This is a genomic window from Mycobacterium sp. NGS66 (assembly GCF_059812225.1).
In genome coordinates this window covers 917,845-935,143 of record NZ_JCALCG010000001.1, presented here as the reverse complement: position 1 = coordinate 935,143, position 17,299 = coordinate 917,845, and the positions used below count along the sequence as shown (strand labels likewise).

Annotated in this window: 17 protein-coding genes; 10 read left to right on the top strand and 7 right to left on the bottom strand. The window is 63.9% G+C overall.

Features of this window, described 5'->3' with window-relative positions:
• Positions 1-223 (top strand): TetR family transcriptional regulator C-terminal domain-containing protein (locus tag AC5Y2L_RS04530; protein WP_499936536.1); only part of this gene is annotated, 223 nt, incomplete at its 5' end.
• A 494-nt stretch (positions 224-717) separates the two neighbouring features.
• Positions 718-900, top strand: coding sequence for a DMT family transporter (locus tag AC5Y2L_RS04525; RefSeq protein ID WP_499936535.1), 183 nt, complete (start codon positions 718-720; stop codon positions 898-900).
• Positions 901-1,531: 631 nt separating this feature from the next.
• Here AC5Y2L_RS04525 and AC5Y2L_RS04520 read toward each other — a convergent pair.
• The 4 genes from AC5Y2L_RS04520 to AC5Y2L_RS04505 form a co-directional block, all read right to left on the bottom strand.
• Positions 1,532-2,086: a hypothetical protein gene (locus AC5Y2L_RS04520; RefSeq protein ID WP_499936533.1), complete on the bottom strand. Its 555-nt coding sequence runs from the start codon at positions 2,084-2,086 to the stop codon at positions 1,532-1,534.
• 57 nt (positions 2,087-2,143) lie between these two features.
• A complete protein-coding gene (locus tag AC5Y2L_RS04515) occupies positions 2,144-5,065 on the bottom strand; it encodes an MMPL/RND family transporter (RefSeq protein WP_499936532.1) in 2,922 nt (973 codons plus the stop codon).
• Positions 5,062-5,508 carry an MmpS family transport accessory protein gene (locus AC5Y2L_RS04510; RefSeq protein WP_499936531.1) on the bottom strand — a complete coding sequence of 149 codons (447 nt, stop codon included), beginning with the start codon at positions 5,506-5,508 and terminating at the stop codon, positions 5,062-5,064. Before AC5Y2L_RS04510 ends, AC5Y2L_RS04515 begins: the two co-directional genes overlap by 4 nt.
• Before the next feature lie 214 nt (positions 5,509-5,722).
• Positions 5,723-6,280: a TetR/AcrR family transcriptional regulator gene (locus AC5Y2L_RS04505; protein WP_499936571.1), complete on the bottom strand. Its 558-nt coding sequence runs from the start codon at positions 6,278-6,280 to the stop codon at positions 5,723-5,725.
• Positions 6,281-6,749: 469 nt separating this feature from the next.
• Here AC5Y2L_RS04505 and AC5Y2L_RS04500 point away from each other — a divergent pair, with 469 nt between their 5' ends.
• Positions 6,750-8,147, top strand: a complete 1,398-nt coding sequence (locus AC5Y2L_RS04500) for an AAA family ATPase (protein ID WP_499936529.1) — start codon at positions 6,750-6,752, stop codon at positions 8,145-8,147.
• Positions 8,148-8,165: 18 nt separating this feature from the next.
• Here AC5Y2L_RS04500 and AC5Y2L_RS04495 read toward each other — a convergent pair whose 3' ends face one another.
• On the bottom strand, positions 8,166-8,879 hold the full coding sequence (locus AC5Y2L_RS04495) for an oxygen-binding di-iron domain-containing protein (protein WP_499936569.1): 714 nt from the start codon (positions 8,877-8,879) through the stop codon (positions 8,166-8,168).
• A gap of 86 nt (positions 8,880-8,965) precedes the next feature.
• Here AC5Y2L_RS04495 and AC5Y2L_RS04490 point away from each other — a divergent pair, with 86 nt between their 5' ends.
• A complete protein-coding gene (locus AC5Y2L_RS04490) occupies positions 8,966-9,583 on the top strand; it encodes a hypothetical protein (RefSeq protein ID WP_499936528.1) in 618 nt (205 codons plus the stop codon).
• Positions 9,584-9,736: 153 nt separating this feature from the next.
• On the opposite strand, the gene AC5Y2L_RS04485 is transcribed toward AC5Y2L_RS04490, so the two are convergent.
• A complete protein-coding gene (locus AC5Y2L_RS04485) occupies positions 9,737-10,768 on the bottom strand; it encodes a fused (3R)-hydroxyacyl-ACP dehydratase subunits HadA/HadB (RefSeq protein WP_499936527.1) in 1,032 nt (343 codons plus the stop codon).
• A gap of 145 nt (positions 10,769-10,913) precedes the next feature.
• On the opposite strand from AC5Y2L_RS04485, the gene AC5Y2L_RS04480 reads away from it, so the two are divergent.
• Genes AC5Y2L_RS04480 through AC5Y2L_RS04465 form a run of 4 tightly spaced genes read left to right on the top strand, consistent with a single transcriptional unit; the run spans position 10,914 to position 13,981 of the window.
• Positions 10,914-11,153: a hypothetical protein gene (locus AC5Y2L_RS04480; RefSeq protein ID WP_499936525.1), complete on the top strand. Its 240-nt coding sequence runs from the start codon at positions 10,914-10,916 to the stop codon at positions 11,151-11,153.
• Entirely contained in the window at positions 11,140-11,556 is a 417-nt protein-coding gene (locus AC5Y2L_RS04475) for a PIN domain-containing protein (protein ID WP_499936524.1), read from the top strand. Before AC5Y2L_RS04480 ends, AC5Y2L_RS04475 begins: the two co-directional genes overlap by 14 nt.
• 46 nt (positions 11,557-11,602) lie before the next feature.
• Positions 11,603-12,835 (top strand): acyl-CoA dehydrogenase family protein, encoded by a 1,233-nt coding sequence (locus tag AC5Y2L_RS04470; protein ID WP_499936523.1) that lies wholly within the window; start codon positions 11,603-11,605, stop codon positions 12,833-12,835.
• Positions 12,836-13,981, top strand: coding sequence for an acyl-CoA dehydrogenase family protein (locus AC5Y2L_RS04465; protein ID WP_499936521.1), 1,146 nt, complete (start codon positions 12,836-12,838; stop codon positions 13,979-13,981).
• On the opposite strand, the gene AC5Y2L_RS04460 is transcribed toward AC5Y2L_RS04465, so the two are convergent.
• Positions 13,971-14,708 carry a PAS and ANTAR domain-containing protein gene (locus AC5Y2L_RS04460; protein ID WP_499936519.1) on the bottom strand — a complete coding sequence of 246 codons (738 nt, stop codon included), beginning with the start codon at positions 14,706-14,708 and terminating at the stop codon, positions 13,971-13,973. The genes AC5Y2L_RS04465 and AC5Y2L_RS04460 overlap by 11 nt on opposite strands.
• A gap of 172 nt (positions 14,709-14,880) precedes the next feature.
• Here AC5Y2L_RS04460 and AC5Y2L_RS04455 point away from each other — a divergent pair, with 172 nt between their 5' ends.
• Positions 14,881-15,621: an SDR family NAD(P)-dependent oxidoreductase gene (locus AC5Y2L_RS04455; protein ID WP_499936518.1), complete on the top strand. Its 741-nt coding sequence runs from the start codon at positions 14,881-14,883 to the stop codon at positions 15,619-15,621.
• A gap of 131 nt (positions 15,622-15,752) precedes the next feature.
• Positions 15,753-17,189, top strand: coding sequence for an FAD-dependent oxidoreductase (locus tag AC5Y2L_RS04450; protein ID WP_499936517.1), 1,437 nt, complete (start codon positions 15,753-15,755; stop codon positions 17,187-17,189).
• The last annotated feature ends 110 nt before the right edge of the window (positions 17,190-17,299 follow it).

Here is a 17,299-nt window from a genome sequence, read left to right as displayed (position 1 = left end):
CGCTCGCCTCGCCACGGTGATTCGCGAAGGCATTCAGGACGGCGTCGTGCGGGCAGACCTCGATCCCGATGACCTCGCCACCGCGCTGTGGGCCGCCCTCAATGGCCTACTCGCCCTGGCCTGGCGCCCCGGAGGACTGCACGCCAGCCCCGAAGCCATCGACCGGCTTCTCGCCACCTACATCGCCACCGTGAGCGACGGCCTGCGAATCCGGCAACGCTGACGCGCGCGACCCAGTCCGGGCAGTGCGGATTTCGGTCCGATCGCTGATCTTGGGATCCGAAGTTGCCACATTGGCGACTTCGCGTGATCGGACTGCCCATCGTTGGTAGGGGGATTGAGATGAAATTCCCGATGTTTCACCAATTTTCGACCACGATAGGCCTGCTAGGTGTGCCTGCACTACTACAAGTGTGAGCTCTTCTTTGGCCAATTAGGCTGTCTTGCGCGGGTCATCGAGCGCGGCCGCTGCCGCTTGAACCTCACTACGGGGCATCGTCGAGTGCGGCCGCAGCGGCGCCTGAAGAGTCAATATGGACGTCATAAGGCCGAACTGGCGGATCGAGTTTGAAAAGTGCGGGCTCGGGATGATCGTGGCGGTCTTACTCGTCATTGCCGCGGTCTTTGTACGGCCGCTCCCGACCGTCGCTGGTATCGCCGGCCCTGGTGGGCGCCGCTGGGCGGAATCGTCGGAGCCTTGGCAGTGTTTGCGGCCTATTGTTCATCGGCACCATCGGAGCCGGCACCTACGCCGCACTGACCGTGAGCGCCAACCCGATTACCTCGTTGGCCATCGACTACTACGGGTGGCTGGGCGTATCTGCGCATCCGATCACCGCGTCGCGCGCCATTGGCGCTGTCGTGCTCGCGACCGGGGTCATCCTTATTATCAGCACGTAGCCGATCATCAGGATGGAACTCAGCAGTGGGGCGAATTATTACGCGGTTCGACCACACCCGCGAAGACAGAGAAGCGTACGTCGGCTAAAAAGACCTCGCCAAAAAGGCTGCAGCGGCACAAAGCCACGGGCAAGAAGGGTCTGCAAAGTGCACGACGATGAGACAAATCGAGTGGACATCACGCGAGAAACCAGCATCGTCGCGGCTCAGGAGCATTCGGCTGGACATGGAGTTCGAGAACCTATACGGCGGCGTGTAGGATCTCAAATCCCTTGTCCGAGCGTCACTTTCGTGTCCACTAGGTGTGCAATTGTAGGACCGAATTCGCCCGTTATACAGAGAAATGGCTTCGACCTTGGGTCGGAATGGTTGGGCGCCCGGTATCGCGGCGGAAAAATGGACACGAACATGAGACAAATCGCTGTGGACACCGAGTGAGACGACACGCATCAGTGCAGTTCCGAGGACCGTAAGTGGACGCAGAGTTTGAGAACCTACAGTGACCGCCGAGACGACGTGGTTGCTGCCGGTGGGTGGCCATGTGGTTGCTGGTAAGGTTTTTCGTCTCGAATCCCGTGTCCAGTTCTCAAATGAAATGTCCATCCGATGTCCATCGCGACATCATTCACCATCATGACCTCTCCCCATTTGCGTAATGTCCCGTCTGACGTGGCAAGGCCGGCGTCAACGTATCTTCCGCGGGGAGGCGTCTTTTCAAGGTGGCGACCCTGTGTAGCTGAACGGTGAGGTTGATGGCTCCAAGCATGGGCAGGATTCCGATCCAGGTGCGCAGCGAGGGTGCGCGTCCGTGCAGCTGCTCGAGGCTGCCGAACACGTAGACGCAGCCGATGGTGAAGATTGCGGCGGGAATTGAGTACGCCATCAATGATCGCCGGTCGGCAATGATTTGGGCGGCATACTGTCGTTCGTCGTGTGACATGGGTTGGCCGCTGCGCACTTTGTTGAGGACGTTCTTGACGCTGTGGATTTGCTCGCTGATCGGAGTGGGCGTGCGGCGCAGAACGCGCTGGACGAACGCGCAGGCCACCGCAGCGAACACCAGTTCGGCCACGAGGGCGGCGATCGTGAGGATCCCGAAAACGCTTGAGTTCATAGGCTCATTCCTTTGTGCCATGTGAGCCACGAGGGCGGCGATCGTGAGGATCCCGAAAACGCTTGAGTTCATAGGCTCATTCCTTTGTGCCATGTGATGTTGCTGCACCCGGGGTTGGTGGGCGGTGAACTATCTGTTTCTGGAAGGTGTCGTGGTCGGGGAGGCGGGGTCGTCGTCGTCCCAGAGCAGAAGTTGGCGCACGGCGGGTCGGGGTCCAGTCGGTCGCAGCATCTGGCTGGCGGGGCGGGGCCGCACGCGTTGGGGCCACCAGAACCAGCGGCCCAGCAGCGCGGCGATGGTGGGGGTCATGAACGCGCGCACGATGAGCGTGTCGAAGAGCAGACCGAGCCCAATGGTGGTGCCGACTTGGCCGATGGCGCGTAGATCACTGAACACGAAGGAGGCCATGGTGGCGGCGAACACGAGACCGGCGGAGGTGACGACGGAGCCGGAGCCGACCATGGCGCGGATGATGCCGGTGTTGAGCCCGGCGTGGATTTCCTCTTTGAATCGCGAGATCAGGAGCAGGTTGTAGTCCGATCCCACCGCCAGCAGCAAGATGATCGACAGCGCCAGCACGATCCACAGCAGTTGGATGCCGAGCAGGTGTTGCCACACCAGCACTGAGAGCCCGAACGAGGCTCCCAGGGATAGCGCCACGGTGCCCACGATGACCAGGGCGGCGACCAGGCTTCGGGTGACGAAGACCATGATGAGCAGAATCAGGCTCAGCGCGGCCAGCGCGGCGATCATCAGGTCGTATTTCGCGCCTTGGCTGATGTCCTGGTAGGTGGCGGCGGTGCCGCCGATATAGATGTCAGCGTTGCCCAGGGGAGTGCCTTTGACGGCTTCTTGGGCAGCGTCGCGGATCGCGTCGATGTGCGAGATGCCTTGGGGGGTGGCGGGATCGCCGTTGTGGGTGATGATCATGCGGGCGGCTTTGCCGTCGGGGGACAGGAACAGTTTGAGGCCGCGCTGGAATTCGGGGTTGGCGAACACCTCGGGCGGCAAATAGAAGGAGTCGTCGTTTTTGGCGGCGTCGAACGCTTGTCCCATGGCGGTGGCGTTTTGCAGCGCGGCCTCACTTTGGGCGTTGATCCCCGAGTTGGTGGCGTAGTTGGTCATCGTCAGGTCGCGCAGGGTTTGTTGGGTGGCGATCTGGGGTGGGATCAGCGCGAGCAGCTGCGGTTGCAGCGAATTCAACGTGTCGAGGCTGGCGGTGATGTTGGAGAACTGGTCGGTGAGGGTATTGATGCCGTCGATGGCGTCGAAGATGGAGCGCAGCGCCCAGCAGATCGGAATGTCGAAACAGTGCTTCTCCCAGTAGAAGTAGCTGCGTAGCGGCCGGAAGAAGTCGTCGAAGTTGGCGATTTTGTCGCGCAGGTCAGTGATGGTGGTGACGGTGTCGTGGAAGGCGTCGACTTGGCCTTGGGTGGCGGCGGCGCTTTGCTGCTGCAGCGCGTATTGGCGTTGTAGGGTGCCGATGGTTTTGTTGATTTCGGCGACCTGTTTGAGCAGGTCAGCGGCGCGGGCTTGCTGGTAGGGCAGGTTTTCGATTTGGCCGATGCTGCCGGCGCTGATCTGAAACGGGATGGAGCTGTGTTCCAGTGGGGTGCCTAATGGTCGGGTGATGGATTGGACCTGGGCGATGCCTTTGGTGTGAAAGATGGCCTTAGCCACCCGTTCCAGCACGATCATGTCGGCCGGGGTGCGCAGGTCGTGGTCGGTTTGAATCATCAGCAATTCGGGGTTGAGCCGGGCCTGGGAGAAGTGGCGTTCGGCGGCGGCATAACCGCGGTTGGCCGGGGCGTTGGCGGGCAGATAGGGGCGCTCGTCGTAGCTGGTCTGGTAACCAGGCAGGGCGAGCAGACCGATCAAGGCCACGGCGACGGCGACCACCAGAATGGGGCCGGGCCAGCGCACCACGGCGGTACCGATGCGCCGCCATGCCCGGGTGCGCATCGCGCCCCGGGGTTCGAGCAGGCCAAACGCGGTACCGACCGCCAGCACGGCGGGGGCAAGGGTCATCGCGGCGGTCAAGGCGACCAGCACGCCGATGGCGCCGGGGGCGCCCATGCTGTGGAAATACGGCAGCCGGGTGAAGCTCAGGCAAAACACCGCGCCGGCCACCGTGAGCCCCGAACCCAAGATCACGTGCGCGGTGCCCCGGTACATGGTGTGGAAGGCGGTTTCGCGGTCTTCGCCGGCGTGGCGCGCTTCGTGGTAGCGGCCCAACAAAAAGATCGCATAGTCAGTGCCCGCGGCGATGACCAGCAACGTGAGCAGATTGGTGGAGAACGTCGACAGCCCGATGACACCGGCGTTTCCCAATAAGGCGACGATGCCGCGGGATGCGGTCAATTCGATCATGACGGTCATCAACACCAAAATGGTGGCGACGATCGAGCGGTAGATGAGCAGCAGCATGGTGATGATCACGCCGATGGTGATCAGGGTGACCTTGGCGATTCCTTTGCTGCCCACGGAAAGCTGGTCGGCGAACAGTGGCGCCCCGCCGGTCAGGTAAGCCTTGACCCCCGGCGGCGGGGGGGTGTGGTCGACGATGTCACGCACCGCGGCCACGGAATTCAGCGACATTGTCTCGCCCTGATTTCCGGCGAGAAACACCTGCACGTAGGCGGCCTTGCCGTCGTTGCTTTGCGCGCCGGCCGCGGTCAGCGGATCCCCCCAAAAGTCCTGAATGTGTTGCACATGGGCGGTGTCGGCGGACAGCTTGTGAACCAAGGTGTCATAAAACCGGTGCGCCTCGGCGCCCAAAGGCTTCTCGCCTTCCAGCACGATCATCGCCGCGCTGTCGGAGTCGAACTCGCGAAAGACCTTGCCCATGCGTTTCATCGCCTGCAGCGACGGGGCATCGGGGGAGCTCAATGCCACGTTGTGGGCTTTGCCGACCTCTTCGAGCTGCGGCACGTACACGTTGGTCAGCACCGCGGTCAGTAGCCACCCCACCACGATCGGCACCGACCACCAGCGGATACCGCGCGCGGTCCTGGTCAAAAGTGAACTGCCGTCGCCATGTTGGTGGCTCACCCGGACTTCTCCAAACAGTAGGTGTAGGCGTTTAACGTGTTGACCGTTCGCTGGTCCTTGACCTGGCCGTCAATGGTGATGCGACAACCCAACGAATCGCTGTTGCCTTGGGCGACGACGTTGACGAACACTCCAGGCACGGTGGTGGTCACGTCATAGGCCCAGGGCAGGGCGGCATGCTCCACCCTTTGGGGCTGGGCGTTGACATCCACATAGCTGATGGTGGCGACGCTGCCCGGGGTGCCGAAGACCTCGATGAGCACGTGCTTGGGGTTAAACGGTGCGGTGTCGTTGGGCAGGGCGCCACCGGCCGAAACGTTGTGGTGAGACCCGAAGACCCCGTGTAGCCGATAGATGCCAAACCCGGCCGCCGCGATCACCACCACCGCAACCACCAGCATCCACCCCTGGGCGACAAGGCGCCCGGCCTTGGTCGGCGTCATTGGTGACCCCCTGGTGCCGCGCTGTGACAGCACGGGTGCCGCGCGGCGCCTTGCGACGCCACGATGCGGTCGGCCCTCATGAGAATCGTTGTGTCACAACGAGGCTGGGCGCGGATCCAGGTAGGCGATGACCAATATCGTTGACACGCACCGGCTGATCGGCATGACTGGTCGATCACGCCGCCACCCTCGGCGGCTGCCAACATGTCCGCGGTCACGGCATCAGGCCTTTCGGCAGCTGGCCGGTCAGATAGCGCTGCAGATTCGGTGCAATCGTCTGTGCGACCTGCTGTGCCGGCAATGACGCGAGCGGTTCCAGCCCGATGATGTAGCGCGCCATGGCCACACCAACCATCTGGGTGGCGACGAACTCCGCCCGGATCACCCCGGTGCCCGGCGGGTCGTCGACACGGGCGGCGATCTCGGCGACGACGATGTCACGCAGGAACACCCGCACCAGCCCCCCCTCATCGGTGTCGGCGAGCAAGGACCGCAACATCACCCGCAGACCTGCGCCCACCTCGGAATCCCACAGCGGCACCGCCACCGAGGGCAGCACTAACCCGAGCCGCTTGACCGGAGCCTCGCGCAGCGGCCGCAGAATCTCCATCGGGTCGACCGGCACGTGGATGGCCGCGGCGAACAACTGTTCCTTGGTGCCGTAATAGTGATAAACCAACGCCGGATCAACACCGGCCGCCGCGGCGACCGCCCGCACGGAGGTGTTGTCAACGCCGTTGCGCACGAACAGTTCCCGGGCACTGGCCAGGATGCGTTCGCGGGTATCCGACGCGCCGGCCGGGCGTCCGGGTGGTCTGAGCGGTGATGGCGGGCCCGCCCTGCCTCGTCTCCCACCGGCGCCCGGTGCAAAGAATTCATTACCTGGTGAACTCACCATGTTATGAATATCTGATCTGGTTCCGCCGCTGTCAAGGGTAAAGATCCAACCAGCCCGGTCGACTTCTGTGCCGCGCGTCTATGGCCTGAAACCAGGCCGACATATGTCGTGGACCAACTGGGAGCGAGGCAGACAGCTGCCGACGAGGTGTTCACCGCCCATCGCCCGCTGATGCTCTTGATCGCTTACGAGATTCTCGAATCGGTGAGCGACGCCGAGGACGTTATCCAGGATCGCGTTGGGTGCCAAGGCGAATCGGGATCGACGGAAAAATGAAGTTGACTACGCGCCTGGCTGGGTGCGAGTCTGTTCGGCTGCCCTTTCCTTGAATGACCACGAGCCGATGAACTTCACCGACCACGAACTGACCGATCTGGCCGCCGAGCTGACCGGCGACGCTGACGCACACCGCCGACCCATCACCGACCTCAACGCTTGGCTGGACGGCCTCGACCGCGGTGTGCGCCCTGCCCTGCATGCACTCGGCGAGCTGCTGGTCGGTGTAGCCGAGCGCGACCCCGCGTTGAACCCCGAAACGGCGGAGCGGTTCACCGCCCGCTGTCTGGGGGTGGCGCACTGCGGGCAATTGCTCGACGAGGAACGCGAACTCAACCCCGTGTCCCGCCTTACCTTCGCGCTGGCCCTCGCTGAATGGATCGACGAGCACCGCCAAGTCTGCGAGATCGGTCCGGGCGAATACACCAGCCCGCCGAAATGGACGCAAACCGAGATCGGTGGCCAGCGCTACCGCCACCCGCTGTGTCTACAGGTGCACTTTCCCGCTGGGACGCTGTTCCAAGACACTGGATGTGTCATAGGCCTCGAGGGACGCCAGAGTCTGATGCAATCGGCCGAAGTGAGTGCCTACGTGACGCCGGAGCACCAGGACCATGCCCGCGCAGCACTGGACCGGCTTGCTAAACGCGCCAACCAGCTCAATCCGTATCGACGTCGGGCTGTGCGCGCTACCTATACCGACGGGCTGAGCCTGACCATTCTCGAGCTGCCATCGACCGCAACGCGGGAGAACGTCGTCGTCGGTGACGAGGTGTGGACTGAGGTTGATCTTGGTGTTAGCGCTGTGCGCGACCGCCATGGCCTGCTCAACGCGCACGGCCTTGGTGCGCGCCGCGGCGTTCTGCTGTGCGGTCCGCCAGGCACCGGCAAGTCGGCGGTGAGCGCGGTGGTGGCCCGAGAGGTCGTCGGCGAATTCACCGTCGTCTACCTCGAGGCCAAGGCCGGTGCCCAGCTGCTGAGCGCCGTCGTGGAGGAAGCCCAGCGCCTCGGCGGCCCGGTCCTGCTCGTGCTCGAAGACATCGACTTGTGGTGCCGCGACCGCACGGCAGGTGGCGCGGAGTTGTCGGAACTGTTACAGGCCATGGACATCCAACCCGATGCCCGCATCCTGACGCTGGCCTCCACCAACGAGGCCGCCACACTGGACAAGGCGGCCATCCGCACCGGGCGCTTCGACTCCATCGTCGAGGTCGGTTACCCCAGGCGCGCCGATGCTGCCCGGATCCTGGCGGCACTGATTCGAGACTTGCCCGGGGGTCGGGATGTAGACAGCTCGGCGGTGGTGTCCGCGCTGCCCGAGAACACCAGCGGCAGCGACATTCGCGAAATCGTCCGCCGCGCCGTCCTGGCTGGCGATGACGGACAGGTCAGTACCGCAACGCTGCTGTCTGAGGTAAGGAGCGGACGCTACCGCGCCGTGGTTCCGGCAGGGATGTACCTGTGATTAACGAGCACAACGACACTAATCGACCATCGCTGCATAGCCGTCGGACAGGCCGCGCAATTGGCCGGCACCGTCACCGGCGAACGAAGCGCCGTGCATCAGCGCCAGGGTGCTCGGCTGCAGCTGGGCCAATTGCTCCAGGGTGGACGCCAGATTTGCGGTCAGTCCGGTAGCGTGGAACAACGCCTCTGCTTCCAATGCCGGTGCAACACAGTCGGATTCGGTCAAAGCCGGACACCGGCCGACATGGGTGAGCAGGTCACCGGCCAGCAGCGTCGACGTGGTCTCGTCGAACCACAGGCCACTCTCCCAGTTGTGCGGCACATGAGGGGTGGGGATGAACCGCAGCCGATGGCCGCCGATATCGTGCGCGTCGGTTTCCGGGGCCATCACCGGAGGCCGGTCGCACATGTCGTTCAGCGAGAGCATGCACGCGAGCGGGCCGTGGATCACCTGGGCGTGTGGGGCGTCGTTGAGCAGCAGATTCATCGCTCCGCATTCGTCGGCCTCTAGATGCGCAAAGGAGATCCACCTGAGCCGCTGCAGCGGAATCACTTTCCCGATGGCCGCCGACACCAGCGGGTAGAGCTGCCGCATGCCGCAGTGGAACAGGAAGGGCTCCTCACCCGTCAGCAAGAACTGGTTGAACGTGAAGCCGTGTTCGGTGATCCCGGGTACCCACGTCGACAGCCGGAAGATGCCGTCGGAAATCTCATCGACGGTGGTTTGCAGCGCGGTGTCCATGCCCGTCAGTGTGCCTGGTGAAAGGCGCCAATGGGCAGTTACAAATCGAACGGGCGAGGGCTATTGTCTCGGGGGTGACCCACCCCAGCACTCCACTGGTCGTCATTGCGATGGTGAAGCGAGCGACATCCAACGCGTTGGTCGTCGAACTGAAGGACGGAGCCGGGTCGGATGTCGGTGTGGCCAAACAGAAGTTCGGCCTCGGAGTGCTTTTCGGTTTCGCTAACGGCGGAAAGAGCACCTACACGTTGACCATGGCGCAGCGGACCCTGACCGTCGACGTGAACGCCACCACCACGGTCAGCGAGTCCGGCCGTGAAATCGGACGAATCATTCCCCACGACGGCGCGGCACAGTTTGTCGATGCGAGCGGATCGGTACTCGCGCTGGTGTGTCCGCACCGCGGGAAAAAGAGCGATGACCCACTGAGCCACCGAATCGTCTCGCCGCGTGGCGAGGACCTCGCCAGACTCGATCTGAACAAACGGAAATTCAAGCTGCTCGACGAGAACGACTGGGCGTGGATCGACCACGAACTGTGGGGATTCACCATGCACAACTACACGGCGCTTAAAGTCCCGACGGCAGGCACGGTTCTGAAGATCACCGCGCCGGTATCCGCGAGCTTGGCCGACCTGTTGCACGCGGCCTGCGTCGACTTTGCCGTCCTGCCGCGCGCCTACGTCAATTGAGGCCTGGAAAGGGCGACACGCGAGGCCACTGACTCTGCAATGTGATAGCACCGGCGATACCGCATTGACGAACGCAACATCGCCGCTCTCGTGATGCGCAAGTGGCAGCTGTGATGAGCTGGCGAGTCAAGCACGACGACGCCACAAGCAACCTCACCGAAAGCGGACGTGCAACGTCGCCAGGCCGAAGATCTTGCGGCCGCCGGACTTGGCGCCGACGATGACGACGCCGCTGCGAGTTGCCGGGTCCAAAGACTTGATGCGGCCGCTGAACTCGATGTCTGCGCCCTCGGCCGCAGATACGATCGCCGGCGCGGACAGCCGCACCGCGTAGCGGGTGACGGCACCCGGGTCGCCGGACCATGCTGAGGCGAACCCGGCGCCCAAACCCATGGTGAGCATTCCGTGGGCGATCATGTCTGGCAGCCCGGCCAGCTTGGCGAGGTTCTCGTCCCAGTGGATCGGGTTGGCGTCGCCGGCGACGCCGGCATAGTTGACCAGGTCGCCGCGGGATAGCCGGGCATGGTGCACGGGTAACTCGTCGCCGACTTTCACGTCGTCGAAAGACGGTGTCCCCGGCGTGCGGGTCGTGCCGCCCTCGGAGATCCGAACCTCACCCTCGGGCCGCACCGTCTTCTGGTAAGCGGAATGGGACTCTTCGATGTCGAGGACGTTGAAATCGTGCATCATCGCGCTCCGCACGGCGGCCTTGACCGCCGGATCGACATCCTCGGTGGTGAGGCCGACGACGGTGGTGTGCAGGGTGTGCACTCGCTCGCCGGCGGTATCGGTGAAGGTGTTGGTCACGGTGATCAGGTCTCTGCCGGCGATCCGTCGCACCGACGTCAGTTCGACGTCAACGGAGAGGTCATCGCCCGCCACGATCGGGCGGTGCTGCTCGAAAACTTCCTCGGTCTGCACGTAGGTGTCGTAACCGACGACCACCTCTTCGAACATCCTGCGGTTGCAGGCCATGCCTGGGACCGATGTGAACGTCAGCGGCGCCACCAGGCCCGAATAACCCAGCTCGGCGGCGGCGGCGACATCCCAGTGCGCAGGGTGATAGTCCTGCACCGCACGGGCATATTCGCGGACTTTCTCGCGGCCGACCTCGTAGGTGTACGGCATCTGGTAGTAGTGGCCGACCCGCGATTCAATCGCGGACGCCTCTGCTGCTGCGGTCATAAATGTGCCCAACTGTTCTGCCGGCATTGGTTGAGACCGACGGAAGCACAGTAGCGCGCCAACTGCGTAACGCCGCACGCCTACACGCTTCGCTGCATTTGGGTCCGCAACCACGGCTCCACAGTTATTGTGATACTGTGAACATGTGAAGAACATTACCGTCTCTGTTGCCGACGATGTCTATCGTGCGGCCAGGATCAGGGCGGCAGAGCTCGGCACGTCCGTGAGCGCCTTGGTTGCCGGATACCTCAGTTCACTTTCCGAACGGGAAACCGAGTTCTCGCGGCTGGAGGAAAAGCAGCGCAACACTCAGCATGAAATTCAACGGTTTCGTGCAGCTGATCGCCTGAGCCGGGACGAAGTTCACGACCGTGCGGTTCGTTGACACCAATGTCCTGCTCTATGCGATCTCACACGATCCTGGGGAGCGGAAAAAGGCCAAGCGCGCCAACGAAATCCTGGCCGCGCGAGACCTAGGGGTGTCGGTTCAGGTTCTTCAGGAGTTCTACGTCCAGGCAACGCGCGCCAACCGGCCGGACCCAATTACTCACGAGCAGGCCGTCGATTTGGTGGAGTCGTTCATGCGGTTTCCCGTCGCCCCAATTACGGCCGAGCTGATGCGCGCGGCTTTTGCGGCACGTCGGCGCTTCCGCATCTCGTACTGGGACGCTGCAGTACTGGAAGCAGCCCGCGCACTCCGTTGTGATGTCGTCCTATCCGAGGACTTGAGTGACGGTGAAGACTACGCCGGGATCCGGGTTGAGAACCCGTTCCGAACTTCAAGCTAGACTCACGCGGACATCATGCTGACACGACGTCACGGCCGGGAATTTCATGGATCTGCAGTGGTCAGAGACTGACCGGGCATTCCGGGACGACGTCCGGCGCTTTCTCGACGAGAAGCTGACCCCCGATCTTCGGCGTGCCGGGCGGTTGATGACCAGCGTCTACGCCGACCATGACGCAAGCATGGCGTGGCAGGCGATTCTGCACCAACGTGGATGGGCGGCGCCGGCCTGGCCGGTCGAGTACGGCGGCTGCGACTGGACGCTCACTCAGCACTACATCTTCAGTCGCGAATCGGCGCTGGCGGGTGCACCGCCCTTGTCGCCCATGGGAATTCGGATGGTTGCCCACGCGATCATCGCGTATGGCACCGACGCGCAGAAAGACTACTTCCTGCCCCGGATCCTGACCGGGGAGGTGTTCTTCTGCCAGGGATACTCCGAGCCGGAGGCCGGTTCGGATCTGGCGGCGCTGTCGATGGCAGCCGTGCTGGACGGCGACGATCTGGTATGCACCGGCAGCAAGATCTGGACAACCCATGCGGCCGAGGCGAATTGGATGTTCGCCTTGGTCCGCACTTCCCGTACGGCGAAGAAGCAGCAAGGCATCACCTTTGTGTTGATCGACATGACCTCACCCGGTATATCGATTCGCCCACTGGTGATGACGTCCGGCGAACAGATCCAAAACCAAGTCTTCTTCGACGAGGTGCGGGTGCCCAAAGCAAATGTGGTCGGCGAGATCGACAGCGGCTGGGCGGTGGCCAAGTACTTATTGGAGTTCGAGCGCGGCGGCGGCGCGGTCGCGCCGGCCCTGCAGGTGCTGGCCGAGGAGATCGGCGCAGCGGCACAAGGCCAACCTGGACCGGGCGGCGGAAGGCTGGCCGACGACCCGGCCTTCATGCGCAAGCTCGCCGACGCGCGAATCCGGGCCGAGGTGCTAGAGATCCTCGAATACCGCGTGCTTGCCGCGGTGGCCGAGGGACGCAACCCGGGTGCATCGTCGTCGATGCTCAAGATCTTGGGCACCGAACTCAGTCAGGTTCTCACCGAACTGGCGCTGGAAGCGGCCGGGCCGCGTGGCCGCGCCTATCAGCCGCACGCCACCATGCCTGGTGGTCCGGTCGCCGAATTCCAGCCGCCCGCCGACGGATATGTGTCCGGCGAGGCGTGGCAGGCGGTGGCCCCGCTGCGGTACTTCAATGATCGAGCTGGCTCAATCTACGCCGGCAGCAACGAGATTCAGCGGAACATTCTTGCCAAGGCAGCGCTGGGATTGTAGATGGACTTCAACCTGACCAACGAGCAGCAACTGCTGCGTGACGGACTCGCGAAGTTCCTCGCCACGCGGTACCACCTCGAGACGAGCCGTACAGCCGCGAAGACCGGTGCCGGTTGGCAGCCCGAGATCTGGCGCGGTTTTGCCGACGAGCTTGGCATTCTGGGCGCCACCTTGCCCGAGTCCGTCGGCGGAATCGGCGGCGGCCCAGTCGAACTCATGGTCATCGCTGAGGAGCTCGGACGCGCACTGGTGATCGAACCGTACGTCGACACGGTCGTCGTTGGCGGTGGCCTGTTGCGCCGCGCGGGTGGACCGGCGGCGGAATCTGTGCTGAAGAAGATTGTCGCCGGCACCGCGGTGGTGGCGTTGGCCGCCGCGGAGCCGGATTCGGGTGATCGTTGGCAGGACGTGTCGACCTTGGCGCAGCCCGACGGCGACGGGTGGCTATTGAACGGGTTCAAGACCATGGCGATGGGTGCATCGCTGGCCACGCATCTCCTGGTCACCGCGCGCACGCCCGGGACAGATGGAATCTCGTTATTTCTCACCGAGTTTGGCTCAACCGGCATGGCTGTTCACGCCTACCGAACCATCGACGACCGGCGCGCGGCGGATATCGCGTTCACGGATTTGCGGTTGCCGTCGGAAGCATTGCTCGGCGAACAGGGCGGCGCATGGCCATCTTTGGCTCAGGCCCGGGACGAAGGCGCCGCGGCGGTCTGCGCCGAAGCGGTCGGCTGCATGCGAAAAGTGCTGGCGGACACGGTCGAATACTGCAAGCAGCGGCAACAGTTCAGCCAGCCGATCAGCCGCTTTCAGGTGTTGCAGCATCGCATGGTCGACATGTATTTGGAACTCGAACAATCCGTCGCCGCGGTCTATCTGGCGATCCTCAACCTCGAGGCCGACGAAGCGACGCGTGCTCGCGCGGTATCGGCTGCCAAGGCCACTATCGGCCGTGCGGCACGGTTCGTCGGCCAGCAAGCCGTCCAGCTGCACGGCGGCATGGGGATGACCGAAGAGTTGGCGATCGGCCACTATTTCAAGCGGCTCACCGCAATTCAGTACGAGTTCGGCACCACGGACCACCACATCGCACGATATGCCGGGCCGACGACGGGCTCGTATCAGCCGATCAGGCGGTGAGCAGGGCGTGGTCGATGTAGGCGAGCCGATCGGGTGGCGCCTTTTGGTCGATGGCTGCCAGGAATCGGGTGGCCAGGTCGCGCAGCTTGGTATTGGTTTCTTGGGAGCGCCAAACCAGAATGTCGAAAGCCCGCTCGGCTGAGATTCCGTACGCGGCCATCAGGACGCCTTTGGCCTGTTCGATGCGGGCCCGGGCGGTGGCCGCCTCGGACAGTACCGCGGTGATGTCGGATTGCACCGCCTCGGTGACATCCACGTAGAACCCGGTGGTGCCGATCACCATCCCGCTGTCGTCAAGCAAAGAGTCGCCAACCACCACCACCGTGCGGGTCCGGCCGGTGGTGTCGATAATGCGGTGGCGGCTGCTGAACGGTTCACCCCGCAGCACTCGATCCAAGGCGTCCGCAACCTTCTGGCGGTCGTCGGGATGCTTGTGCTGCAACAACAGCTCGGTCGTCGGCTGCACCGCGTTGCTGCTTTCGTAGCCATGCATGCGCGCCACCGCGTCGGACCACTCCCACCGCTGTCCGTCGAGCAAAAACCGGAATCTGCCGACCCGCTGAGACCCGCCGGCACCCAGCACCTCGTCGATGGCGTGCAGTTCATCAGCCAGTTGGGAGGTCCAGTCCTGGTCCGCGGGATGAGGCGCGCCGTCACGGGCGCCCGGCGCGAAATCCTGCTGCACGGCTTCGTCGTCCGGCGACTCGTCTAACCTCTTCGACGTCATGTCCGCCTCCTGATAACGCGGCCCCTATCTTTGCACGGCACCCCTGCCCGCTCGCCTCCCTCGGGATACCCAAACTTGTCCACCAAACGCATGCCGACTGCGCGGGCACAACCCACGACCTTTGCTGGTCGTACGCTATCCACTTGTTGACTCAGCGGTCGAAAGGCGGACATTGACAGCATTGCAAGGCAAGGTCACCTTGGTGACCGGAGCGTCGTCGGGCCTGGGCGCAGAAACAGCGCGCCTGCTTGCCCGGCAGGGCGCGACGGTGTTCGGCATCGCACGAGATGCCGATCGGCTCGCGGAGGTGTTCGCCGACATCGCAGATGGTGCGTATGCATCGGTGGATGTGGTTTCGCCTCAAGCCTGCATCGGTGCGGTCGAGCAATGCGTCGCAAGGTTCGGCGGGCTCGATGTGCTGATCAACATCGCCGGGCGACATCAGATGCGACGGACCGAGTTGATGAGCGACGAGGACTGGGCCGACGACCTCGCGACCAACCTCAGCGGACCGTTCTACCTGTGCCGCGCCGCGTTGCCGCACCTGCTGAGCCGCGGCGGCAACATCGTCAACGTCGCCTCGATCGCCGGCGTCGAAGGTCAGGCGTATTCGGCGGGCTACTGCGCGGCCAAACACGGGTTGATTGGGTTGACTCGTGCCCTGGCCGTGGAATACACCGCGGATCGGCTGCGCGTCAACGCCGTATGCCCCGGCGGCATGCTGACGCCGCAGATAGAACGGTTTAGTGCCCCGGAGAACCCCAACTATGAGCTGATCATGCGCTCGGCCGCGCCGCGCGGCATGATGCAACCCGGCGAGGTCGCCAACGTGATCGCGTTTCTTGCCAGCGACGACGCCGCGGCCGTCCACGGCGCCGTCTACCGCGTCGACAACGGCAAGGGCGCCGGCTGAGGCCCGGTCTGAAATGCGTTCGGCCCGATAAAGGTTCGGCCACGTTTAGGTATCAAGCGGACACGGCAGCGCGGAACCCGTTGTCTCGTAGCCAACAATGCGAGACATGACGCGATCTCGGGAGCGCGGCGTTGGCTCGTGAGTTTTCGCGCCAGACGTTTCTGCGGGGTGCCGCCGGAGCCTTAGCCGCCGGCGCGGTGTTCGGCTCCGTGCGCGCGACCGCCGCTCCGAACGCCTCCGGGTGGGAGGGTCTTTCCGCCGCCCTCGGCGGGAAGGTATTGCTACCGGACGGTCCCCAATTCGCCACGGCCAAGCAGGTTTTCAACACCAACTACAACAACTCGATGCCGGCCGCGATCGTCACTCCGACATCGACCGCCGACGTGCAAAAGGCGATGGCGTTCGCTAGCGCCCACAACCTCAAGGTCGCGCCGCGCAGCGGTGGACACTCCTACACCGGCGCCTCTACCGCGAACGGAACCATGGTGCTCGACCTCCGTCAGTTGCCCGGGGAAATCAACTATGACGCCGGCAGCGGGCAGGTCACCGTGAGCCCTGCGACCAGTTTGTACGCGATGCATGAGGCGCTGGCCGGGGCGGGCCGCGGCATCCCGACGGGCACCTGCCCTTCGGTCGGCACCGCCGGACACGCGTTGGGCGGGGGGATGGGAGCCAATTCCCGGCACGCGGGCTTGCTTTGTGACCAGTTGACGTCGGCGTCGGTGGTGCTGCCCGGTGGTCAGGCGGTCACCGCATCCGCCAACAGCAACCCCGACCTGTTCTGGGGTTTGCGCGGCGGCGGGGGCGGCAACTTCGGGGTGACGACCTCGCTGACGTTCGCCACGTTCGCCACCAAGGACCTTGACGTGGTGAACCTCAATTTTCCGCCGCAGTCGTTCGCGCAGGTGTTGGTCGGTTGGCAGAACTGGCTGCGCACCGCCGACCGAAACAGCTGGGCACTTGCCGACGCCACCGTCGACCCGATGGGCACACACTGCCGAATTCTTGCAACCTCTCCGGCGGGTTCGGGCAATAGCGTTGCGGCCGCGATCATTTCAGCTGTCGGGCTGCAGCCAACGGGTACCGAGAACCATACGTTCGGCTACCTGGACCTGGTCAGGTATCTGGCCGTCGGGAACCTCAACCCATCGCCGCTCGGATATGTGGGCGGTTCGGATGTTTTTCCCACCGTCAACGCGGCGGTGGCCAAGGGGATCGCATCGGCGGTCGACGCCTTTCCCCGCGGAGCGGGCCGCATGTTGGCCATCATGCATGCGCTTGACGGCGCCATGGCCAGTGTGGCGCCCGGCGCCACCGCCTTTCCGTGGCGGCGACAGTCCGCGCTGGTGCAGTGGTATGTCGAAACATCCGGTGACCCGTCGGCGGCGGCGGGCTGGCTCAACACGGCACACCAAGCGGTGCAACCGTATTCGGTCGGCGGCTACGTCAACTACCTCGAGCCGAACCAGCCGCCGGCTCGTTACTTCGGCGCGAACCTATCCCAGCTGAGCGCGGTACGGCAGAAGTACGACCCTGGTCGGGTCATGTTCTCCGGCCTCAATTTCTAGCCGATCTCGTCACACCGGCCACTCGGGCATCAGAAAAGAGGCCATGTTGCAGTTTGCAAAACGATAGCGCCGGCGATAGCGGATTCCAGCACGAGTCTCGAAACTGGCTG

Excerpts from the sequence above, each read along its gene's own strand:
- AC5Y2L_RS04520 (WP_499936533.1), bottom strand. The coding sequence starts at position 2,086 with ATGAACTCAAGCGTTTTCGGGATCCTCACGATCGCCGCCCTCGTGGCT.
- AC5Y2L_RS04510 (WP_499936531.1), bottom strand. The coding sequence starts at position 5,508 with ATGACGCCGACCAAGGCCGGGCGCCTTGTCGCCCAGGGGTGGATGCTG.
- AC5Y2L_RS04500 (WP_499936529.1), top strand. The coding sequence starts at position 6,750 with ATGAACTTCACCGACCACGAACTGACCGATCTGGCCGCCGAGCTGACC.
- AC5Y2L_RS04485 (WP_499936527.1), bottom strand. The coding sequence starts at position 10,768 with ATGACCGCAGCAGCAGAGGCGTCCGCGATTGAATCGCGGGTCGGCCAC.
- AC5Y2L_RS04470 (WP_499936523.1), top strand. The coding sequence starts at position 11,603 with ATGGATCTGCAGTGGTCAGAGACTGACCGGGCATTCCGGGACGACGTC.
- AC5Y2L_RS04465 (WP_499936521.1), top strand. The coding sequence starts at position 12,836 with ATGGACTTCAACCTGACCAACGAGCAGCAACTGCTGCGTGACGGACTC.
- AC5Y2L_RS04460 (WP_499936519.1), bottom strand. The coding sequence starts at position 14,708 with ATGACGTCGAAGAGGTTAGACGAGTCGCCGGACGACGAAGCCGTGCAG.